The 20,027-nt window shown below is 60.2% G+C and carries 24 protein-coding genes and 3 pseudogenes; 17 read left to right on the forward strand and 10 right to left on the reverse strand.

What is annotated here, in order from left to right; translation table 11 throughout:
- Positions 1 to 58 precede the first annotated feature (58 nt).
- From WFP78_RS21480 to WFP78_RS21490, 3 genes are all read right to left on the reverse strand, one after another.
- On the reverse strand, positions 59 to 574 hold the full coding sequence (locus tag WFP78_RS21480) for a hypothetical protein (protein WP_310305567.1): 516 nt from the start codon (positions 572 to 574) through the stop codon (positions 59 to 61).
- 113 nt (positions 575 to 687) lie between these two features.
- A complete protein-coding gene (locus WFP78_RS21485) occupies positions 688 to 1,017 on the reverse strand; it encodes a helix-turn-helix domain-containing protein (RefSeq protein WP_310305564.1) in 330 nt (109 codons plus the stop codon).
- Positions 1,001 to 1,381, reverse strand: a complete 381-nt coding sequence (locus tag WFP78_RS21490; RefSeq protein ID WP_310305561.1) for a type II toxin-antitoxin system RelE/ParE family toxin — start codon at positions 1,379 to 1,381, stop codon at positions 1,001 to 1,003. The genes WFP78_RS21485 and WFP78_RS21490 overlap by 17 nt, the downstream gene beginning before the upstream one ends.
- A 315-nt stretch (positions 1,382 to 1,696) precedes the next feature.
- Between WFP78_RS21490 and WFP78_RS21495 the strand changes: the two genes are divergently transcribed.
- The 3 genes from WFP78_RS21495 to WFP78_RS21505 all read left to right on the forward strand — a co-directional run bounded on the left by WFP78_RS21495 (position 1,697) and on the right by WFP78_RS21505 (position 2,965).
- Complete coding sequence (locus WFP78_RS21495; RefSeq protein ID WP_310305558.1) at positions 1,697 to 1,918, forward strand: antitoxin MazE family protein; 222 nt, start codon at positions 1,697 to 1,699, stop codon at positions 1,916 to 1,918.
- Positions 1,915 to 2,235 (forward strand): type II toxin-antitoxin system PemK/MazF family toxin, encoded by a 321-nt coding sequence (locus tag WFP78_RS21500; RefSeq protein WP_310305555.1) that lies wholly within the window; start codon positions 1,915 to 1,917, stop codon positions 2,233 to 2,235. Before WFP78_RS21495 ends, WFP78_RS21500 begins: the two co-directional genes overlap by 4 nt.
- A gap of 193 nt (positions 2,236 to 2,428) precedes the next feature.
- Positions 2,429 to 2,965 carry a hypothetical protein gene (locus WFP78_RS21505; RefSeq protein ID WP_310305631.1) on the forward strand — a complete coding sequence of 179 codons (537 nt, stop codon included), beginning with the start codon at positions 2,429 to 2,431 and terminating at the stop codon, positions 2,963 to 2,965.
- 26 nt (positions 2,966 to 2,991) lie between these two features.
- Here WFP78_RS21505 and WFP78_RS21510 read toward each other — a convergent pair.
- Positions 2,992 to 3,773, reverse strand: a protein-coding gene (locus WFP78_RS21510) for an IS5 family transposase (protein WP_336966493.1) whose coding sequence is annotated in 2 segments (ribosomal slippage) — positions 2,992 to 3,449 and positions 3,449 to 3,773 — 783 coding nt in all. Because the reading frame shifts where the segments join, the coding sequence is not laid out codon by codon here.
- Positions 3,774 to 3,888: 115 nt separating this feature from the next.
- Here WFP78_RS21510 and WFP78_RS21515 point away from each other — a divergent pair.
- Positions 3,889 to 4,095 (forward strand): hypothetical protein, encoded by a 207-nt coding sequence (locus WFP78_RS21515; protein ID WP_310305626.1) that lies wholly within the window; start codon positions 3,889 to 3,891, stop codon positions 4,093 to 4,095.
- Positions 4,096 to 4,253: 158 nt separating this feature from the next.
- Positions 4,254 to 5,003 (forward strand): class I SAM-dependent methyltransferase, encoded by a 750-nt coding sequence (locus tag WFP78_RS21520; RefSeq protein WP_310305623.1) that lies wholly within the window; start codon positions 4,254 to 4,256, stop codon positions 5,001 to 5,003.
- A 2-nt stretch (positions 5,004 to 5,005) separates the two neighbouring features.
- Here WFP78_RS21520 and WFP78_RS21525 read toward each other — a convergent pair.
- Positions 5,006 to 5,410: pseudogene (locus tag WFP78_RS21525) on the reverse strand (DUF4158 domain-containing protein); the annotation flags it as partial.
- Between the two features lie 138 nt (positions 5,411 to 5,548).
- Here WFP78_RS21525 and WFP78_RS21530 point away from each other — a divergent pair.
- The 5 genes and pseudogenes from WFP78_RS21530 to WFP78_RS21550 form a co-directional block, all read left to right on the forward strand.
- Entirely contained in the window at positions 5,549 to 6,118 is a 570-nt protein-coding gene (locus WFP78_RS21530; RefSeq protein ID WP_104955497.1) for a recombinase family protein, read from the forward strand.
- A 388-nt stretch (positions 6,119 to 6,506) separates the two neighbouring features.
- Positions 6,507 to 6,887, forward strand: a complete 381-nt coding sequence (locus WFP78_RS21535) for a type II toxin-antitoxin system RelE/ParE family toxin (protein ID WP_310305612.1) — start codon at positions 6,507 to 6,509, stop codon at positions 6,885 to 6,887.
- Positions 6,871 to 7,194: a helix-turn-helix domain-containing protein gene (locus tag WFP78_RS21540; protein WP_008994780.1), complete on the forward strand. Its 324-nt coding sequence runs from the start codon at positions 6,871 to 6,873 to the stop codon at positions 7,192 to 7,194. The genes WFP78_RS21535 and WFP78_RS21540 overlap by 17 nt, the downstream gene beginning before the upstream one ends.
- A 19-nt stretch (positions 7,195 to 7,213) precedes the next feature.
- Positions 7,214 to 7,833, forward strand: a pseudogene (locus WFP78_RS21545) (histidine phosphatase family protein).
- 233 nt (positions 7,834 to 8,066) lie between these two features.
- Positions 8,067 to 8,351: pseudogene (locus tag WFP78_RS21550) on the forward strand (recombinase family protein); the annotation flags it as partial.
- Between the two features lie 16 nt (positions 8,352 to 8,367).
- Here the strand turns inward: WFP78_RS21550 and WFP78_RS21555 are convergent.
- Positions 8,368 to 9,310 (reverse strand): IS630 family transposase gene (locus tag WFP78_RS21555; RefSeq protein ID WP_310305604.1). Its coding sequence is split into 2 segments (ribosomal slippage): positions 8,368 to 8,973 and positions 8,975 to 9,310, totalling 942 coding nucleotides; the frame shifts between segments, so codons are not numbered across the junction.
- Between the two features lie 103 nt (positions 9,311 to 9,413).
- Complete coding sequence (locus WFP78_RS21560; RefSeq protein WP_119750773.1) at positions 9,414 to 9,698, reverse strand: hypothetical protein; 285 nt, start codon at positions 9,696 to 9,698, stop codon at positions 9,414 to 9,416.
- Between the two features lie 105 nt (positions 9,699 to 9,803).
- Here WFP78_RS21560 and WFP78_RS21565 point away from each other — a divergent pair, with 105 nt between their 5' ends.
- On the forward strand, positions 9,804 to 11,180 hold the full coding sequence (locus tag WFP78_RS21565) for an IS701 family transposase (protein ID WP_336966466.1): 1,377 nt from the start codon (positions 9,804 to 9,806) through the stop codon (positions 11,178 to 11,180).
- A 285-nt stretch (positions 11,181 to 11,465) separates the two neighbouring features.
- On the opposite strand, the gene WFP78_RS21570 is transcribed toward WFP78_RS21565, so the two are convergent.
- From WFP78_RS21570 to WFP78_RS21580, 3 genes are read right to left on the reverse strand one after another with little or no spacing between them, the layout of a single operon-like run.
- Positions 11,466 to 11,816, reverse strand: coding sequence for a hypothetical protein (locus tag WFP78_RS21570; RefSeq protein WP_336966467.1), 351 nt, complete (start codon positions 11,814 to 11,816; stop codon positions 11,466 to 11,468).
- Between the two features lie 36 nt (positions 11,817 to 11,852).
- Positions 11,853 to 13,118 carry an NAD(P)/FAD-dependent oxidoreductase gene (locus WFP78_RS21575; RefSeq protein WP_336966468.1) on the reverse strand — a complete coding sequence of 422 codons (1,266 nt, stop codon included), beginning with the start codon at positions 13,116 to 13,118 and terminating at the stop codon, positions 11,853 to 11,855.
- 7 nt (positions 13,119 to 13,125) lie between these two features.
- Positions 13,126 to 13,863: a GntR family transcriptional regulator gene (locus tag WFP78_RS21580; RefSeq protein ID WP_336966469.1), complete on the reverse strand. Its 738-nt coding sequence runs from the start codon at positions 13,861 to 13,863 to the stop codon at positions 13,126 to 13,128.
- 265 nt (positions 13,864 to 14,128) lie between these two features.
- Here WFP78_RS21580 and WFP78_RS21585 point away from each other — a divergent pair, with 265 nt between their 5' ends.
- From WFP78_RS21585 to WFP78_RS21610, 6 genes are all read left to right on the forward strand, one after another.
- The gene (locus tag WFP78_RS21585; protein WP_336966470.1) at positions 14,129 to 14,956 is read left to right on the forward strand and encodes an alpha/beta fold hydrolase; all 828 of its coding nucleotides are present in this window, start codon (positions 14,129 to 14,131) and stop codon (positions 14,954 to 14,956) included.
- 174 nt (positions 14,957 to 15,130) lie between these two features.
- Complete coding sequence (locus WFP78_RS21590; protein ID WP_336966471.1) at positions 15,131 to 15,481, forward strand: non-heme iron oxygenase ferredoxin subunit; 351 nt, start codon at positions 15,131 to 15,133, stop codon at positions 15,479 to 15,481.
- A gap of 59 nt (positions 15,482 to 15,540) precedes the next feature.
- Positions 15,541 to 16,851 (forward strand): Rieske 2Fe-2S domain-containing protein, encoded by a 1,311-nt coding sequence (locus tag WFP78_RS21595; protein ID WP_336966472.1) that lies wholly within the window; start codon positions 15,541 to 15,543, stop codon positions 16,849 to 16,851.
- The gene (locus WFP78_RS21600; protein ID WP_336966473.1) at positions 16,851 to 17,342 is read left to right on the forward strand and encodes an aromatic-ring-hydroxylating dioxygenase subunit beta; all 492 of its coding nucleotides are present in this window, start codon (positions 16,851 to 16,853) and stop codon (positions 17,340 to 17,342) included. The genes WFP78_RS21595 and WFP78_RS21600 overlap by 1 nt, the downstream gene beginning before the upstream one ends.
- Before the next feature lie 31 nt (positions 17,343 to 17,373).
- On the forward strand, positions 17,374 to 18,438 hold the full coding sequence (locus WFP78_RS21605; RefSeq protein WP_336966474.1) for an alcohol dehydrogenase catalytic domain-containing protein: 1,065 nt from the start codon (positions 17,374 to 17,376) through the stop codon (positions 18,436 to 18,438).
- Positions 18,439 to 18,453: 15 nt separating this feature from the next.
- Positions 18,454 to 19,917, forward strand: coding sequence for a benzaldehyde dehydrogenase (locus tag WFP78_RS21610; protein ID WP_336966475.1), 1,464 nt, complete (start codon positions 18,454 to 18,456; stop codon positions 19,915 to 19,917).
- Positions 19,918 to 20,027 lie beyond the last annotated feature (110 nt).

Genomic DNA, 20,027 nt, shown 5'->3' on the forward strand with positions numbered 1-20,027 from the left:
GAGAAGAAAATACCATATAATACCGATGGTTAGCCCGTCGGATTTCATGTGATTGACGTCAGTCTGGTGATTGTGCGCTTTCAGATGCCGTCAGAGTATAGGGCTGATGTCTCGGATGCTTTTCGGACCACATTCGCAGAAGGCGAAGTACGCTTGCGGGATCGTAGATGTCGAAGTTCTTGTCAGGAAACGTATCTCCCTCTCTCAACCATCGCGGAAGATCATCTTCCTTGCGCCCGCGAATTAGCAGCTTTGCTATACTCCTGAAGTTTCCGGCTGCTGAAAGGAACTCCATCTGCAACTCGTGATTTTGGCCTGTTGACTGAATCATGTCATAGTAGATAGGCCAACCATGACTAACCAAGATTGACCAACCAATCTGCTGGAATATGCCGTCAGCGTCATAAGCCAATTCCGATGACGTTGATGAGTCATCGAGTTGTCCTCTGCCTTCGATCGCTTCGGCATCGTAGTTCGCGAGTGCTTCCCGTGCCTTGGGATCGTTCACATACTTTTTCAGCATCGCGTAAAATTCGTCGAACGCGAACGGTCGTGGTAATTCTATGTCAGCCATGTCCGCCCTTTTTCCGTTCTTCCCAACCCGGCATTATGACGGCGTTTTCTTAAGATATGGGCGGTGCGACGAAAATCAGGCCATAACCGCCGTCAGACCCCTGGAGCGGACGGTCACAACAGTGCTTCGATGCCCTTACGGCGAATGACGTTCAGGATGGCGAGCGCAGGCCCCTTGGCTTGTTTGGTGCCGCGTTCGAGTTGCGAGATATAGCCCGGCGTCAGGTTCGTATATTTGGCAAGCGCGGCCTGGCTCAAATGTGCCCGCTCACGCACGCTTCGGATCTCTTCCGGTGTGATTGGCGCGGCCGTGAGCGGCGCGTCCGGCCCCAGGTGGCGGACGGTGATCTTCTCATAGACTTCATCGCCCATCAGCCCGGCGCTGTGCATGTCCTCGGCCGTTTCGAGGAGGGCTTCGGTCAGATTGCTAAGCTTCTTCGCCATTTTCGATCTCCTGTAGCTTGCCCATGCCCACGGCTGCATCCAGGGCGGTCTCGTCATGCGCCAACAATTCGGCGGCAATGTCCCTCAAGGTCTGCAACTCGCTGTCCTCTATGTTTTCGCGCTCGTTCTTGGCAAAGCCGTACAGAAAGAACGCCCGATCGTCCGTTCGATAGGCGACGATCATGCGAAACCCGCCTGATCGCCCCTGCCCAGGCCGGGCAACGCGCTGCTTGATGAGTCCACCACCCAGATCGGCGTCGATGATACCGCGCTCGGCTCGCGCGATAGCCTCTTTCAAACCAGCGTCGTCAATTCGCTCACGCCGGACGAAGCGCGCAATCCATTTGGTTTTGAATATTCGCACTGCGCCACCCTATAACACTATGCACTATAGCACTTGATCGTACATTTGCAACCTTTGCAGGGCAGCCAGGTCGGCCCACGTCGGGGCAACGATTCCACGTTGCACAATGATGGAAGGTTCGAATTGGCTATCAGGGAGTGCAGGAGGCGATTTCCGGCCCGTAGAGCGCAGGGGAGCGATTGGGGGCAGGTTGTGCAATCTAAGGACTTGGCGATGCCCCTGACGGGCACCAGAGGGCAATTTTCGGATAGCGCTTGCGGAAGATAGGCAGGATGGGTATCATGTAACCCTGCATGATACCCATCGGAGACTCACATGGCCGCGATCAAGCAAAGGGCTGACAAGGTAGATCGACACCGCCAGCGGATGCGCGCGGCGGGGTTTCGGCCCGTCCAATTTTGGGTTCCTGACACACGCGCCGCTGATTTCGCGGAGCGTGTGCGTCAGCAATGCTTGAAGTTGAAGGACGACCCGGCGGAACTGGACGTGCTGCGGTTTACCGAAGAAGCGGCAGGGCAGATCGAGGAGTGGCAGTGAAGCGAGGCGATATTGTCGCGGTTTCATTGCAAGGCGACTACGGCAAACCGCGCCCGGCCCTCATTGTGCAATCGAATATTCTGGCCGCTCTGGAGAGCATCGTGATCTGCCCGATCACCAGCGCCGTGCGGGACGCCGCCTTTCGCATCACTGTCGAGCCGGACAACGCCAACGGGTTGCGCGTGCTTTCGCAGGTGATGGTGGACAAGCTCTCCACCCTGCCGCGCTCGAAAATCAGCGAGCCTTTCGGGCGGCTTGACGATGAGCGGATGAAGGCCGTGGACCGTGCCTTGCTACTTGTCGTCGGGCTGATTTGAAGGACAGGCAATGGAGATCCACGCGAGGCGCGACGAAGCGAATGGACAAATGAAGGTCTTAAAGGTGAACTGTGAAGGCTGGCACGCCCTGCTGACCTCCGCCCCCCCCTGTGGGGGGAAACGCCTCCACCGGATCGTCAAAATCGTTCTCAGAACGGACGGACGCTCGACTATTCAATTTGGAGGAACTTCTATGAGATTCATCGCCACTGGCATTTTGCTGCCTTCGCTGCTGTCGAGCGCAGCCATCGCCCAGGACAGGCCCAACACGTTGGACAAGGCCGGGAAAATAGCCACTCAGCCGGCACGGGACGTGGGTATAGACAAGGGCGAGATACCCGCTGTACTGCTGAAAGCGGTCGAAAACCCCTATGCGCCGCCACCCACGCGTCGGTGTCGCGACCTTAATGAGGCGATGGGTGAATTGAATGCCGTGCTGGGCGAGGATTTCGCCGTCGGCGTCGCGATCAACGAGAACCGCACGGGGAAGATCGCCGAGGCGGTCGGTCGCACAGTGGTCAATTCGCTGATTCCCTTCCGCGGACTGGTACGCGAGATCAGTGGTGCGGCGCCTGCGGAGCGCAGTCTTCAGGCTGCCGTCACCGTCGGCATTGCACGGCGCGGTTATCTGCGCGGGCTCGCGGAGGCGAAGGGGTGCAAGGTCGCCAAGCCGGCTCCACCGCCGCCAGCGGTCGAGAGGGGAAAGAACAAGGGCGACGAGGATAGATAGGCCAGATATTAATGCGCGGGATAGAGCTAGGCGGCGTGGACAAATTTGAGCCAGTATCTGGCGGTGGCGAGATGGACCATTCCGAGGAAGCTGTTGGCCAGTTGATCGTATCGGGTGGCAATGGCCCGGTTGATCTTGAGATGGCCGAACATGCGCTCGATGCGGTTGCGCTGCTTGTAGAGGGCCCGATCATGCTCAATTTTTACGCGGCGGTTTGATCGGCCCGGAATGACGGCCTCGATCTTCCGTTCGGCAAGGTCGGCACGGATAGCGTCGGCATCATAGCCCTTGTCCGCAAGCAAGGCGTCGGGTGCGCGTTCGGGCAGATCGATCAGGGCATCATATGCCTTGCAGTCCGCCGCCTCACCGCCGGTTAGAACGAAGGCGAGCGGTCGTCCGAGGGCATCAGCCAGGCAGTGAAGCTTACTGGTGAACCCGCCCCGCGAGCGGCCAAGAGCGCGTCGATGAGTCCCCCTTTTCCGCCCGCTGCCGAGACGTGGGCGCGAACGGTGGTGCTGTCGATGCTGTAATGGCCGCTGTCCGCCATGATCTCGGCCAGCGTCACGGCAACGGTCTCCCATACCCCGGCTTCACTCCATCGCCGGAACCGGCGATAGATGGTGTTCCAGCTGCCATATTTGGGCGGCACGTCGCGCCACGGAGCGCCGCAGCGGAGCCGCCACAGTATGCCGTTGATGATCGAGCGGTTCCGTTCGGGCGGCCTGCCTCGACCACGGTTCTCAGGCTCGATGGGCAACAAACCCTTCAGAACGCGCCATTCTGCTTCAGTGAGATCGCACCGGCTCAAACCTGCCTCCAAAAAGCAGCCTTGAATCAATCGGCACGCGCCTCGTCAATCGTTCTCAGCGCAAGGCGTTGCCGGGGCTGGCCAATATTGCAATTATGCCTGCACGGAGGACTTTATGGCTTTGGTGGAAGTGTTTGAGGGTGAGGATCTGGAAAAGCTACTGTTCGTGGCCGATTTCGACTTCCTGCCGCGCGTTGGCGAACACCTTGCCCGAGATACGGAAGGCTATTTCGAGTATTACAACATCGTCAAAATCTGGCACCGGCAGGACACTGCGGAAGGCACCTTTCGGGCGTGCCTGCTTGTGACGCTCGACGATTGATAGCCCTGAATTTGTCCACGCCGCCTAGGCATCATCATCGAGACCCAGACTATCGTGCATCCGGCCTCAACCTGCTCGTTACCGCCATCGCCATAGAGCAGCCAGGCACGTGCCGAAAAGTAACCACACGCCAGATCCCGAATGGATTTAGTCATAACATGACGACAAAATTTCTGACCGGCCTACTGGCCAAGCCGAGAGAAGCCGACAGTCTCGTGCGCCGCACCCTTGGCGAAGGCCTGTTCCAGATTGCGTTCGGTGCGATCCAGTGGCCCTGGCTGCTAAAGAGCCTCTATGGCGGAACGCAGGAAGAAAAGCGGTCTCTTCTCAAGCGCATCGATCTCGCTCCTGATTCCTTGCCGCATCTGGGCAGCTGGAAGGCCGACACTTACCTGCTGCACCGGACGGTAGACTTGATCGCAGAAAGGCGTCCTGCGAATGTCGTGGAGTTGGGATCGGGCGCGACCTCGCTGGTGATCTCCAAGGCGCTGGCAAGGAACGGTCGGGGGACGTTGCACAGCTATGACCAGCATCTACCCTTCATCGCCGAGATGAAGAAGTGGATCGCCGAACACGAACTCGACGCACATTTTGAGCATGCGCCCCTAGCGCAGCGAGACCCGCGCTGGCCAGGCGTTTGGTACGCGCTCCCGCGAGTTCCCTTGTCCATCGACCTGCTGCTGATCGATGGCCCCCCATGGGCGGTTCACCCGTTTGTGCGCGGCATGGCCGAACGCTTGTTCGACCGCATCACTCCGGGCGGGATCGTCATGCTCGATGATGCGGCCCGTCCTGGCGAGCGCTACGTGGCCCGACGCTGGCGTCGCGACTGGCCCGATTTCAGTTTTACCTATGAATACGGCGGGACCAAGGGCCTGCTGATCGGACGGAAGAAGGAGCGCGCATGAGTGACAGTCTGCGCGATCGGCATGGCGAATGCGACCAGCGCGTGGAAATCCGCGCGACTGAAAACGAGATGACCGAAGCGCCGCGATAGGTCAGCGAGGTGCGTCCGACGCGTTTCGTCGCGGCGGGCATAGCAGCGCCATGACGCGGGCGACACATCCAACTGACTGGCCACGAACGCGAGGATCGTCATGGGCGGCGCTTCGCCGGCTTCCAGCACGCGCCCCGGGCAGCGCAGATACAGCATCAGCATCGCATAGCCGAGGCGGGTGGCGTCGCCACGCCGGGATGCGATCAGTTCGAGGTCGTCACGGGTCAAGGTGAAGTGACGCGCGATCTCGCGTTCATCGAGCGACGGATCATAATGGCCCGCAAGCATCTCGCGGGTTAGCAGGTGTCTTCTGGCCAAGGTCGAACCCCTCCATGTCGCTGTCCGTCAGACGTCCGTTGGACGGTCACTGGGAATGTGTCCGTCAACTCTTGACCTTTGATGGCGATTCGGACAAGATCACATGATGATGGGAAAACGGACACTATTGAGCAGCCCATGGCGCTGATCGGCTATGCGCGGGTCTCTACCCCCGACCAGAAGCTTTCGCTCCAGCACGATGCACTGGAGCGAGCGGGATGCGAACGGTTCTTCGACGATCAGGCGTCGGGCGCCAGGACCGACAGGCCCGGTCTTGCTGCAGCGCTGGCTTATCTGCGCTCCGGCGACACGCTGGTGGTGTGGAAGCTTGATCGGCTCGGCCGCTCGATGAGCCACCTTATAGACAAGATCGGCGAACTGGCGGCGCGCGACATCGGATTCCGCTCGCTCACCGAGAATATCGACACCACCACGCCGGGGGGAATGCTGGTGTTCAACATCTTCGGCTCCCTCGCGCAGTTCGAACGCGACCTGATCCGCGAGCGCACCCAAGCCGGTCTACGTGCCGCACGCGAGCGCGGCAGCAAGGGCGGTCGCCGGCCCGTCGTCACACCCGACAAGCTACGTAAAGCTCGGGCACATATTGCGGGGGGCCTCACCGTCCGTGAGGCCGCGGCTCGCTTGAAAATCGGCAAAACCGCCCTCTACAAGGCCCTCGAGCAGACCGTCACTACCGTCGAGACGTGATGTTCCCGGCCCGTTCTCCCTTGGCGTACGCAAAACGCACTTTCGTGTAGTGACCCCTCATAGCCAAAGCCTATAGAAATATTTGCGCACCGCCACGGCGAAGACCGTCACAATTCATGCAGGTTCACAATCGGCAATATTCTTAAGTTAGCGCCTATGGGGGCGGAATGCCCTCTCCCCACGGAGCAAACATCGACGCCGGTGCACGCCGGCACACTACCCGCGAGATCCGCGCGAGCGGTTCTTGTGCCCGCCATGTGGATCGTCCCCTTCGGCCAAGACCGCTTGCGGGCTTGGGGAGCGCGAGCGACTAGAGCCACGGTGCCGCGCCAGCGGCAGGCGTCATCGCCATCTTGCTTTCAATAGCACTAAGTGCTAGATATTCTCTATGAGCAATGCCACGGCGACAGCGCGAACCTTCAAGACGGCCTGGTTCGCCAAGGCGGCGCGCAAGGCCCGTATTTCAGACGACGAGCTATGCGAGGCCATTCAGGAAGTGATGAAAGGCCAGGCGGACGATCTTGGCGGCGGGGTGTTCAAGAAGCGGCTGAACAAGAACATGCACAGGAGCATCATCCTCGCGCAGTTCGGCAGCTACTGGCTGTATCAATATTTGTTCGCCAAGAAGGACAGGGCCAATATCGACGATGACGAACTGAGGGAGTTTCGCCTGCTGGCGAAGAACCTCCAGAAAGCCACGGACAAGGATATTGCTCCCCTGCTGGCGGATGGCAGACTGACGGAGATATGCAATGGCGACCAAGCGTAAGTATAAAAGCGACGCCTTCGAGGCGATCCACTCGACGGCCGAGGCGTTCCATAGCGTCGGGGTGATCGACAAGGCCACCATGCGCCATTTCGATGAAAGCTGCCTGACCACACCCCCCGCAATCGCCCCGGCTGAAATCAAGCGGCTGCGCGAACGCAACAAGGTCAGTCAGCCGGTATTCGCCCGCTACCTCAACACCAGCGAAAGCACGGTGGAGAAGTGGGAAACCGGGGCCAAGAAGCCCAGCGGCGCGGCGCTCAAGCTGCTGTCGATCGTCGAGAAGCACGGCATCCAGATTCTCGCCTGATCGCTCCTGGAAAGGCACGATGAAAGCCATATTCATCCGGCACGGCGAAAGTACCGCCAACACCGGGCTTGTCAGCACCGATGTCGCATCGATCGCGCTGACGGAGCGCGGGGAAGGGCAGGCGGGCCGGATCGCGCGCGAATGGCCGGAAACGCCGTCGCTGATCGTCACATCGCCGTTTCAGCGCACCCGGCAGACGGCCGCGCCGACGATCGCGCGCTTTCCCGACGCACCGGTGGAAGTGTGGCCGATAGAAGAATTCACCTATCTACAACCCGCGCGCTGGAACGGCACGGCCGCCGCCGATCGGCGGCCCCATGTCGAACGCTATTGGACGGCCGCTGACCCGGCCTGGTGCGACGGGGAAGGGGCGGAGAGCTTTGCCGGCTTCCTCCGGCGCGTCGAGGCAGCCTTGGCGCGCCTGGCCGCGCTCCCGCCCGCCTCGCGGGTCTATGTGTTCGGGCATGGGCAGTTCATCCAGGCCGCCCGCGCGATCGTCACCGGCCCCGATCTGGACGACCAAGCGCAAATGAGGGCATTTTGGCGTGACGGTACGCCCCCGGTCGTTGCCAACGCGGAACGGGTAGGGTTCCACTGCTTGGTGATCGCTGGGAATGTGCGGCGACCATCGCCGCCTGACGGCAACACCTGTTTGTCTTTGTCGTCATTTCGTGTTACGCTATTGCGAGTTACTCGCATAAAAGCTAAGAGGGGTCGTTTGCGGAAGGGGGCGGAATCCTACGGTAAGGCCCGAATCTGAGCATTGAGTGCAAACCTATGCGACACGTTGATTGTGATACGGGTTATGGAACAACAAAATCGGCTTTCGCGTGCCATTTTAGCGCCACATCTCAAACCTTCGTTTGTGATCCATGCTGATTGGCTACGCCCGTGTGTCCAAATCCGATGGTTCTCAGTCCCTCGACCTGCAACACGATGCCCTGCACGCCGCCGGGGTGGTGACGGACAATGTCTATGATGATCGCGCATCCGGCAGCCGCGACGATCGGCCAGGCCTCGCCGCCTGCCTCAAATCTCTGCGCGACGGTGATATCCTGGTTGTATGGAAGCTCGATCGTCTGGGGCGAACGCTCACCCACTTGGTCAGCACGGTGCAAAGTCTGTCGGATCGCGGCATCGGCCTGCGCGTCCTCACCCTAGACTCGTTTCCACTTAGGTTGAAGCGTATCCGGAGTTTCTGAGATAGTTGGCGCATTCGTGTGGGGGGAAGGCGTCGAGTAGGGTGCCGATGCGGCGCCAAGTTGCCTCGGCGGATCGTTCGGCTGCCTTTCGGAGCAACAGCTTGAGCTTGGCGAAGACCTGCTCGATCGGGTTCAGATCCGGCGAGTAGGGTGGCAGGAACAGCAGCCTTGCTCCGGCCGAGCGGATTGCCTTGCGGACAGGCTGCCCCTTGTGGCTGCCCAGGTTGTCCATGATGACAACGTCGCCCGGCTTGAGCGTGGGCACGAGGAACTGCTCGACCCAGGCCGTGAAACTGAGGCCGTTGATCGGTCCGTCGAGGACGCACGGCGCATCGATCCGGTCATGGCGCAACGCTGCAAGGAAGGTCAGCGTGCGCCAATGCCCGAACGGTGCGCGGGCGATGAGTTTTTGCCCGCGCGGCGCCCAACCCCGGATCGGCGTCATGTTGGTCTTGGCCCAAGTCTCGTCGATAAAGACCAGGCGCCGGGGATCAAGCCGGCCCTGATACTTCTTCCACTGCTCGCGCCGCCTGGCGATCTTCGGCCGCAACTGCTCGACGGCGAACAGCGTTTTTTTTGAAGCGCAGCCCTTCCGAGCGCACCAACCGCCATACCGATACCGTGCTGGTCGCGATCCCCTGTTCGGCCAGTTCCGCCACCAGCGCCTTGAGCGTGATGTCGGGCACGGCCTTCACCCGGCCGATCACCAATGCCCGGTGCGGCTCAAGCAGACGCTTGCGGTGACCTCCCATCGGACGCGATGCCGCCGTTCCCGTCGCCCGCTGGCGCTGAGACCACTTCACCACGCTCGCAACGCTCACCCCGAACAGCGACGCTACCTCCCGGCAGCTCCGACCAGACGCTACCGCCGCCGCCACTCGCTCCCGAAGATCATTCGAATAGGGTCTCGCCATCCCCGCTGGCCTCCATCCCCAGCCAGCAGGTTGAATCAGAACTCACCCCGCTTGGGTATCCCATTTCGATTCAATCAATCAGCTCGACTTTGTACGTTTTTGGTCAGGTCCAAGTCCAGAAGATGCTGTTTTCAGCGATGTGGTCGAGGGCCTGATCGAGTGGCAAGACGCATCCGCCCATATCGTCAATATCTTCCCATTTTCGCCGGTGTGACCAGTAGCCGAGCCTGACTTCGTCGCGCGTGCCGACAGGCTTGAGGCGGGCGATCGGCGCGTCGGTTTCCAGCAGATAGAGATGGTAAGCGCCTTTGTCCTCGTACCATCCCACGCCACCGCCGTTGGCTGCATCAAACGTTTCGATGCGTAGAATGATTTCGTCGTCTTTCATGGAGCATCCATAGCTGCCTTCAGGTCACAGCGTATCCGATTCAACTTGCCGCATGGCAACAGCCCAAGCGTTGCAACGTGCTTCAGTTAGGATTCGAAGCATGGGATGTTGGACCAGAACAAGGCCGTTATCGGCGATGCCGTCCCCCAGATCCTGCGCCAATGGATGCAGGTATGGCGCCCCTGCTTCACTGCCCCCAGTTGGGAGCATGTACTTGTTCTTGTGATGGGCGGCCTGCTGGCCACGGGCAAACGGACCGTTACGTCCTGCCTGCGTGTGACCGGCCGATCCCATGCTGCCAACTTTGCCACCTATCACCAGGTCCTCAACCGCGCCCGTTGGAGCTCCCGTGCGGTTGCCAGGAGACTGCTCGGCATTGTGGTCGAACGGCTCGTGCCAGATGGTCCCGTTGTCATTGGCATGGACGACACCATTGAGCGGCGATGGGGTCGTCGGATCGCCGCGCGCGGCATATACCGGGACCCTGTCCGATCCAGTCACGGCCATTTCGTAAAGGCCAGTGGGCTGCGGTGGCTCAGTTTCATGGTGCTCACCCCGGTGTCATGGACCCGCCTGATCAAGGCACTGCCAGTCTTGACGTTGCTCGCTCCTTCGGAACGATCGAACCGTCAACGCGGCTGTCGTCATAAATTGCTGACCGACTGGGCCCGGCAGGGCGCGCTGCAGCTGTCTCGCTGGCTGCCAGGTCGTCGGATCGTCTTCATTGGCGACAGCAGCTTTGCTGTCCACGAACTGGCACATGCCATTACGCCTCGGGCAACGCTCATCAGCCGGCTGCGGCTCGACGCCAACTTGTTTACACAGCCTGCGGGGCGAACGGCACGCACGATGGGGCGACCGGCGCAGAAAGGGCGAGCATTACCAAAACTCAAGACCCTGCTCGCCAACCCGGCGACACGCTGGACCAGCATTCTCGTCTCTGCCTGGTATGGCCATCTCAACGGCAAGACGCTCGAGATCACATCTGACATCGCCTTATGGTACAGGCCCGGCACACCGGTCTTGCCGGTCCGCTGGGTCCTGGTTCGCGATCCTGACGGAAAGCGCGGCCCGCAGGCCTTCTTCAGTACCGACATCACCCTCGAGCCCGCCGAGATAATCGCCCTCTACGTCCGCCGATGGCAGATCGAGGTCACCTTTGCAGAAACCCGTGCTCACCTGGGTGTCGAAACACAGCGCCAGTGGACCGACAAAGCCATAGCGCGAACCACGCCGGCGCTGCTGGGTCTCTACAGCCTTATATCGCTATGGGCCTGCGATCTGTTGGCCACTAAAAGCACCCCTTATTCCGCCGCCTGGTATCGAAAAACCAGCCTAACATTCAGTGACGCCATCGGAGCCGTCCGCCTCCAACTCTGGATCGGCGACATTAATCAACACTCCCCGCCGCACCGAGAACCGCACTATATTCCGACAACCCGCCTCGTACGTATGGCTCAAGCACTATGCTTCGCTACCTAATCGTACAAAGTCGAGATCAGAAATCGAGTCTAGTCATCTGGAACTGAAATAAGCTTCATTGTATAAGCCTTTGTCGGACAGGCAGGGGCATTGACGATGGCAGGCAGACAAGCGGATTTGGTTGTACTGGGCGTCGAGGATCGGTCCTTTCTCGAAGGTCAGGTCCGCCGCCACAAGGCGCCGCGTTCTCTGTCGGATCGATGCCGAATTGGACGGCGACAATTATGATGGCCGGTTCGCCGGGCGACAATTGTCGTCCCGTTTAGTACCCCGGCACCGACTTCGTCAGGCTTGTTGGAAAAAGGCCACGTTGGCGAGGAGCACTAGGCCGATCGAGCCTAATGCCCCGTGGGCGATGACATAGAACGTCGGCGCGCGCCCGCGAAAGATAAGTCGAAACAGGGTCAGCCCTCCCGCCAGAGCGGCTCCAAACACCCCCAAGGCCCACCAGGCCTGGGTCGGGGGTGTGACGTCGCGCAGGATGGTCACCAGCAGAAACAGGACCGATGCCGCCGCGAAGCCGCCATGAGCCGCTCCGAAGAACGAGGGAAAGGAACGATGACGCGCGAGTGCAACGCCCATCCCCGTGCCAAACGCTGCGACCGCGGAAAGCAGAATGAAGGCAAGGATATACATGCAGAAATCCGATCAGAAGGAAGGCATCTCGCACCGTCAGGAGGCGGCGTTGACGGCCTTCCGGGAAGTGAGGACCTTCAGGTCCGTCGAGAGGTCTGCGAGAACCTCGACGTCGATGGCTTGGCGGGAACGAATGATTTTCTTCAGGTATCCCAAATCACGCGGGGCGTTGATCGCCGTAGCGCCGACCAGCCGCCCGCCAGCCAAGTGCAGGATGCTGAAGCTGTCGGCTGACATATCGCCCCTCACTACGTTGAGTTCTCCCTTGGGCGACCCCGCTACCTGGATCTTCAGGTGGTACTGATCGGACCAGTAGTAGGCGGGCGCTTCCGATGCCGACGCCGTTGGCTGTCCACATAAGGCCATCGCCACGACGACCGCCTGTTCCCGCGCGCGCGTCCAAGTTTCTGAGCGGACATGGGTCCGCTGCTCTTCGCACCAGGCTCGACTACAGTCACCGATCGCCCAGATATTCGGCAAGGACGTGCGGCCCAGATCGTCCACGAGGATGCCGTTGTCGCACGCCGCGCCCGCCGCGGCAGCGAGTTCCGTATTGGGGATGACGCCAGCGGCGACGAGGATGACGTCGGCCGGAATGCGCACGCCATCATCAAGGACTATGCTGTCCGCCGTGACGGAGGCAACGCTTCGACCGAGGTGAAATTTCACTCCCTGCTGTTCATGGGTATCTCGCAGAAAAATCGACAACTGCGGGCACCCGCTGCGGCTGAGCAGCGCCGACGAGACCTCCACAACGGTGACCTCGGCACCGATCGTCCTGGCCGTCGCGGCGACTTCTAGGCCGATGATCCCGCCGCCAACGATCACGAGTCGGCTCCCGGAGAAAAGATGGCCTCTTAGGGCGCGGGCGTCATCGAGGCCGCGTAGCTTGCAGACAGGGAGAGCGCCGGAGGCGAGGGACGGGAGGGATCGCGCACGGGCGCCGGTCGCAAAGATCAATTGGCCAAAGGTCAGCGAGCCGCCCGTCGAAAGCGCGACGGATCGCGCTTCAACGTCGACAGCTTCGGCGCGGACTCCCGACCGGACGTCCACGCGCTCCATATCAGGCAGCATCAGGGCGATCGCGTCGGTATCGCCGTCGAGCAGGAAAGCCTTGGACAGCGGCGGTCGGTCATAGGCGGCATGGGGTTCGTCCTGAAGGACGACGACCGACTGATCGGGCGCGCGCTTCGCCAGTTCTGACGCGAGGGAGAGGCCAGCGACGCCGCCCCCCACGATGGCGACCGAAAAATCGGTTCGGGTCATACCCGCCCCCCGGACAGCGTGAAATTCATTTTTCATCCCAGTTTCATCCCAGCAGCAGTCTGTTGTCGCCAATAACCTTGCGCGCCCGCTGAAGGTGTTCCTCAAGCGCCTTAACGGCTCGGTCCGCATCGCGCGCCAAGGCTGCCTCGAAGATTTCGGAATGCTCGGCGTGGACACTGGTCGGCGGAGGCCCCTGGGTCGCGGAAAGTCGTCGGTAGCGCTCGGTGTTGTGAAAGAGGATATCCCTGAGGCGCTCGAGCCATTTTGACGTGGAGGCCGCGAGCAGGGCCTCGTGGAAGGCCTTGTTACGTTGTTCCCAATCGTCGAACGCGCCCGAAGGATCAACCACCAGGCGTTCTTCGGCCCTTGTCAGTCGATGAAAGGCTGCGATCAGTCGCGCTTCCCATTCGTCGTCGCCAAGGGCGATGCTTTCCCGGATCGCGGCGCAATCAAGAGTTGTCCTGGCGATCGTAAGATCATCAAGATCCGCTAGCGACATTGGCGCGACGCTGAAACCTTTTTGCCCCTCGAAGATGACGAGATGGTCGCCGATCAGCCTCGTCAACGCTTCGCGCACGGTGCTCCCGCTGACACCGTAGGCCGACTTGAGATAATCAAGCTTCAGCCGGGAACCTTGTGGGTAACGCCCATTGATGAGGTGCCGGCGAAGCATGCTGTAGGCCGCTTCGACAGCCGTCTTTGCTCCCCCCTGCGCGCTGTTCCCATGCAGACAGGAAGCTTCGAGGGCAAAAATGTCATATTCGACCGATGTCATCGTCATCTCGCTCGTCTCAAAATCAAACCGAATGCATATAACCAAAAACGGCGTGTTTGAACATTTATACCGGTTTCGATGCAGTTTCGATGATCTGGCAAAAATTCGTTGACATGTCAAAAAATCGATATTAGCGTCCAAAGGCTGCACGGGAAAACGGTGCAGACAAAAATGGGAGAGGCGTCGTGGACAGCCTGACGAGGATTTTTCTCAGCCGGAAAGGGCCGAGCACCCTATCGCCATGGTCGCCCACCATGGGGAGAGGCTTCGCATGTCGGTGATTTCGAACAGCGAGATCGGTCGGGATGTGGTCGCCGATGGGATTAGGACGAATTTTCACGACGAAGGCGTAGGCAAACCAGTGCTGTTGATCCACGGATCCGGGCCTGGCGTCAGTGCCTGGGCGAACTGGCGGCCGATATTGCCTGTGCTGTCCCGCTCGCGACGAGTCATCGCCCCTGACATGGTCGGCTTCGGATTCACCGAAAGGCCAGAGGGCATTGTTTACAATCTCGAGACATGGCTACGCCAAATACTCTCGTTTATAGACGAATTGGGCATCGAGCAGGCTGACATTGTCGGAAATTCATTCGGCGGCGCCCTGTCCTTGGCTTTGGCGATTCGTCATCCGGATCGGGTCCGGCGTCTGGTTCTGATGGGATCAGTGGGCGTGCAGTTCGAAATCACCGAAGGTCTCGATGCGATCTGGGGCTATGAGCCGTCGATCTCCAACATGCGCAGGGTCATGGACTTTTTCGCCTACGACCGCGGACTGGTGAACGACGAACTCGCGGCCCTTCGCTATCGGGCGAGTATTCAGCCCGGAGTCCAGGAAGCGTTCTCATCCATGTTCCCGGCGCCACGGCAGAGGTGGGTGAGCAGTCTCGCCAGCGCGGAGGATGATATCGCCAGGCTGCCTCATCCGACCCTGATCGTGCACGGTCGGGATGATAGGGTCATCCCTTTGGCAACATCTCTTCGGCTTCACAGCCTGATCGAGGATTCACAGCTGCACGTGTTCGGTCGCTGTGGCCACTGGACGCAGATCGAGCACGCCGCGCGGTTCTCGAGACTGGTCGAGGAGTTCCTGGATGAGTGATCTCCGATGACGGCCATAGGCCATCAATCAAGCTCCGGCGCTTACGACGATGGCCTATGGCCGGTGCTGCCGGGCATGAAGTTCGGCTCGAGGGGCATTGGCGAGATGATCGGGTCTTTCGGGACCGCCATACAACTTAATTCTAGGCACAGTGTAGCTCTAGAGAGGATGAATATGAATACTTTGCCAAAAAGTGAGAGAAGTGAAGCCGACGCTTTCTCGCCGCTCATTGTCGTCAGTGCCGTCGACCCCGACTGTGTGGTTCAAGTCAATGTGCCGGGACGTGAACCGCTCGCCGTGTATAATTTGGACGGCGAATATTTCGTAACCGCAGATACTTGCACGCACGGAGAGGCATCATTGTCCGATGGCGAGCTTCTTTCCGACGGCACCATAGAATGTCCTTTTCACGGCGGATCTTTCGATGTCCGGTCGGGACGTCCCTGCAAATATCCCTGCAGCATAGCGATCGCGACCTATGAGGTTGAGATTCGCGACGGATGGGTTTTCGCGGCGCTGGACTGAGCGAGATCAGAACAAGAATCTCGCGAGATAATAGGAGAAGTTGAATGTATGGCGCCGGAATGAAAGACAACTTCATCGACCACGACGCATCGGGGACGCGTCGCGTCGATCGGAGAATATTTTCGGATCCCGAACTTTTTGAGCGCGAATTCAAGCAAATTTGGGAGAAGGTCTGGGTTTTTGTCGCCCACGAGAGTCAGATCCCGAACCCCAAGGATTTCTTGACGACCTGGGTCGGACGGGTGCCGGTCATCATTAATCGCAACAAGTCCGGCCAGCTGAACGCCCTCGCCAACATCTGCCCGCATCGCGGCGCCACATTGTGCCGCACCTCCAAGGGCTCGACGGCCAATTTCGTCTGCCCGTTTCATGGCTGGGCTTTCAATGACGACGGCCGTCTTTTGGCTCCAATGAATGAGGTTGCTGGGGGCTATCCCGAAGGGTTCGACAAGGACAAGCTGGGGATGCGCCGGCTTCGCCTGGAGAACTACCGAGGCTTTCTTTTCGCGTCCCTGAACGATGCGGTTGAACCGCTTGAGGACTATCTCGCAGACAGCAAAGCCTTCATCGACATCGTCGTCGACCAGTCGCCGCAAGGCATCGAAGTCCTCAAGGGCTCTTCGACCTATACCTATGAGGGCAATTGGAAGTTGCAGGCCGAGAATGGCGTGGATGGCTATCATGTGGCGTCCGTGCATGCCAACTATGTCGAGACCCAGCTGAATCGCGCCGCCTCCAAGAGCGTCGGCCAGAAGACTAAGGCAATGAATGTCGGCGACCTGCCGAACGCTCGCGGCGGCTTCTACGATCTCAACAACGGACATACGATCATCTGGTCCGATTGGACCAACCCTCAGGATCGGCCTCTTTATCCGGTCCGAGAAGAACTCAAGGTGCGGATGGGCGAGGAGAAGGCGGAATGGGCCGTCGGGCGACTGCGCAACCTGCTCATTTATCCCAATATGTTCTTGATGGATCAGACGAGCAGTCAGATCCGGATATTCCGGCCCCTGTCGGTCTGCAAGACCGAGGTGACCATTTACTGCTTCGCCCCGGTCGGGGAGGAGGCGACTGCTCGCGCGCACCGGATTCGTCAGTATGAAGATTTTTTCAACGCCAGCGGCATGGCGACGCCCGACGATCTCACCGAGTTCGGCGAATCTCAGAAGGGCTGCAACGCCCACACTGCGGTGCGCTGGAGCGAGATGTCCCGCGGTGCTGCCCACGAGATCGATGGGCCGGATGCCCTGGCAACAAGCCTTGGTATTACGCCGGGGAGGAGCGGTGTGAAAATCGAGGATGAGGGCATATTCGTCGCGCAACACGCCCGCTGGGCGCAGTTGATGGCCGATGAAGGGGAGCAAGCGTGATGGTCGATGAGACGCTTCGCCACGCCGTTCAGGACCTTATTGCACGCGAGGCCCAGGCTCTGGACGACAAGAACTGGGACGCCTGGCTCGGCCTGTTCACCGAGGACGTGGAGTACTGGGTCCCTGCGTGGGATTCCGAGCACGTCCTGACGAGCGATCCCCAAGGGGAAATGTCACTGATTTACTATTCGAACCGGAGCGGCCTCGAGGATCGCGTCTTTCGTCTGAGAACGGAACGGTCGGCCGCGTCGGTGCCACTGCCGCGCACGTGTCACATGACGTCGAACGTCCTGATTGACCAAGGTGCGACGGGAATCGCGGTGAAGACTGCTTGGATCGTGCACATTAATCGTAGCGGTGTTTTGAACCACTTCTTCGGCCGGTCTGAATATATACTCATCAAGGTTGAAGACGAGCTTAAGATCAAAAGCAAAAAGACCGTCGTGATGAACGATATCATCCCGACGGTGATGGACATTTACTCGATATGATCATTCTCACGCCGTGTCGAAAGGTTAAGCCATGCTAGCCATCTGCAAGACTGAACCGGTGCCGGGCGGTATCACCGTCCAGGAAGTCCTGTCGCTCGGTGAGCCGACCGGCTCGAACGTCCGCCTTCGGGTCGAGGCAGCCGGCATCTGCGGCACGGATCTGCTGATCTATAAATGGGGCGGCTTCGCGCACCGGATGATGCTGCCCACGGTCCTCGGACACGAGATCAGTGGCGTGGTAGAGGCAATCGGCCCCGGTGTGACCCGCGTGGCGGTCGGCGATCGCGTGAGTGTCGAGAGCCATCTGCCCTGCGGCCGTTGTTACACCTGCAATCGAGGTTGGAGTCACGTCTGCCCCAACACCCGTTATCCGGGGGTGGATTTCCACGGTGGTTTCGCGTCCCATGTGATGTTGCCGGAGCAGGTTCTGTTTCCGGTGCCGGGCGATGTTGGTCCGCTCCAGGCTGCGATGATGGAGCCATTCGGCATCGCCGTTCACGCCAGCCAGGAGGGCAGCGGCGTATCGGGGCTGAATGTCCTCATTAGCGGCTGCGGACCAATCGGCCTGATGAATGTCGCTGTCGCCAAGGCTCTCGGCGCTAATCGCATCGTTGCGCTGGATATCAATCCGTTACGTTTGCGGGCTGCCGAGACAATGGGCGCTGATGTAACTATCGATGTGTCCAAAGGCTCGGCTGCGCATGCAGTGACCCAACTGACGCGTGGTCGCGGGATGGACGTCGCGATCGACTATTCGGCCCAGGCCGGCTCGATCGACGCGCTCGAGCCCCTGATCACTCACGGGGGCGAATTACGCCTTCTGGGGGTGCCTTCCGAACCGGTTCCCGTCAATCTCGATCGGTGGCTCTTCAAGGGCCTAGTCGTCCGGAGCCTCCACGGCCGGCGGCTGTTCAGCTCCTGGGAAACAGCCACCCGGCTACTCATCGACGGTCACGTCGACCTTCTGCCGCTCGTAAGCCATCGCTTGCCAATTTCCGATGCCCTTAAGGGTTTCGACGCGGCCCTGCGTGGCGACGCGCTCAAGGTCATCTTCGAACCCAACGGGCCCGCAGACACACCGCCTGCCAAAATCTAGAACGGGAGTACGTCCATGAACACGCCTATCAAATCCAACGCCTGGACCGGTAAATTCTTTAGCCATGGCTGGTCGGCGGGTTCTGGCGGCGTTGCAGAGGTCGTCGAGCCGGCGACCGGTGAAGTCCTCGGCCAAATCGGCATCGCCGACGCCAAGGACATTCACGCCGCTGTAGTGTCCGCGCGCTCAGCCCAAGAGGCCTGGGCTGCCACGCCGTTCGATCAACGGGCCGCCATTATCCGGACCGCGGCTGAGGTGCTTAAGCGGCGCGCAGCGGAATTCGTGCAGTGGAATACGCGTGAATGCGGCTCGATCCCGGCGAAAGGCGAGTATGAGGTCGGGATCGCCTACGAACAAATGCAACAGGCAGCTGCCCTTGCGGCGTTGCCCAACGGCAGCCTGTTTCCATCCTCCGTGCCGGGCCGAACGAACCTTTGGCATCGCGTGCCGCTAGGCGTGGTCGGTGTCATCGCTCCATGGAACTTTCCGCTCTTCCTGGCGATGCGGTCGGTCGCCCCTGCCCTGTCGCTCGGCAATGCCGTGGTGCTGAAGCCTGACCTGCAGAGCGCGGTCACAGGCGGCGTCCTGATCGCGGAAATCTTCGAGGAAGCCGGACTGCCGGATGGTGTCCTCCACGTGTTGCCGGGCGGGGCCAAGACGGGAGACGCGCTGGTCCGGCATCCCGATGTGGCGATGATCTCATTCACCGGATCCACCCCCGTTGGCCGCTCGATCGCGGAGATCTGTGGCGGGATGTTGAAGAAGGTCGCCTTGGAGCTGGGCGGGAACAACGTCCACATCGTACTGCCCGACGCAGACCTGGACGGCGCAGCCAGTTGTGCGGCCTGGGGCAGCTTCCTGCATCAGGGTCAGGTCTGCATGGCGGCCGGTCGTCACCTGGTGCATCGCAGCGTTGTCGATGAGTACGCCGCCAAACTGGCCGCGCGTGCGGGTGCTCTCCATGTCGGCGATCCCAACGCTGGACCTTCCCATCTCGGTCCGCTGATCAACGACCGCCAAGTCGCCAGGGTGCATGAGGTAGTGACTGGCTCGATTCAGGCCGGGGCTGAGCTCCTCACCGGCGGCGTCCACGAAGGTCGATTCTATCAGCCCACGGTGCTCAAGGGCGTCACGCCGGAGATGTCAGCCTTCCAGTCGGAGATTTTCGGTCCGGTGGCGCCTATCACTGTCTTCGATACTGAGGACGAGGCCATCGCCCTGTCCAACGGGAGCGAATACGGCTTAGCCGCGTCGATCCACACAGCGTCGGCGGCCCGTGGGTTGGCGCTGGCCAAGCGGTTGAAGACGGGCATGGTCCACATCAATGACCAACCGATCAACTGCGAGCCCCAGGTGCCCTTCGGCGGCATGGGCGCGTCGGGAAGCGGCGGGCGTTTCGGCGGACCCGCGAGCATCGATGAGTTTACACAGGCGCAGTGGATCAGCCTCGTCGAAAAGCCGGTTATCTATCCCTTTTAAGAACAATCGAGCATGGCCCGTGTAAACGAAGTTCAAGAAGGCACTCGAGAGGAGATTTAAAATGGATGCACTGAGATACTATGTGACTCCATTGGTCACGACAGTCGGAA

Origin of the sequence: Sphingobium aquiterrae, from assembly GCF_037154135.1 — a bacterium.
GTDB lineage: Bacteria > Pseudomonadota > Alphaproteobacteria > Sphingomonadales > Sphingomonadaceae > Sphingobium > Sphingobium aquiterrae.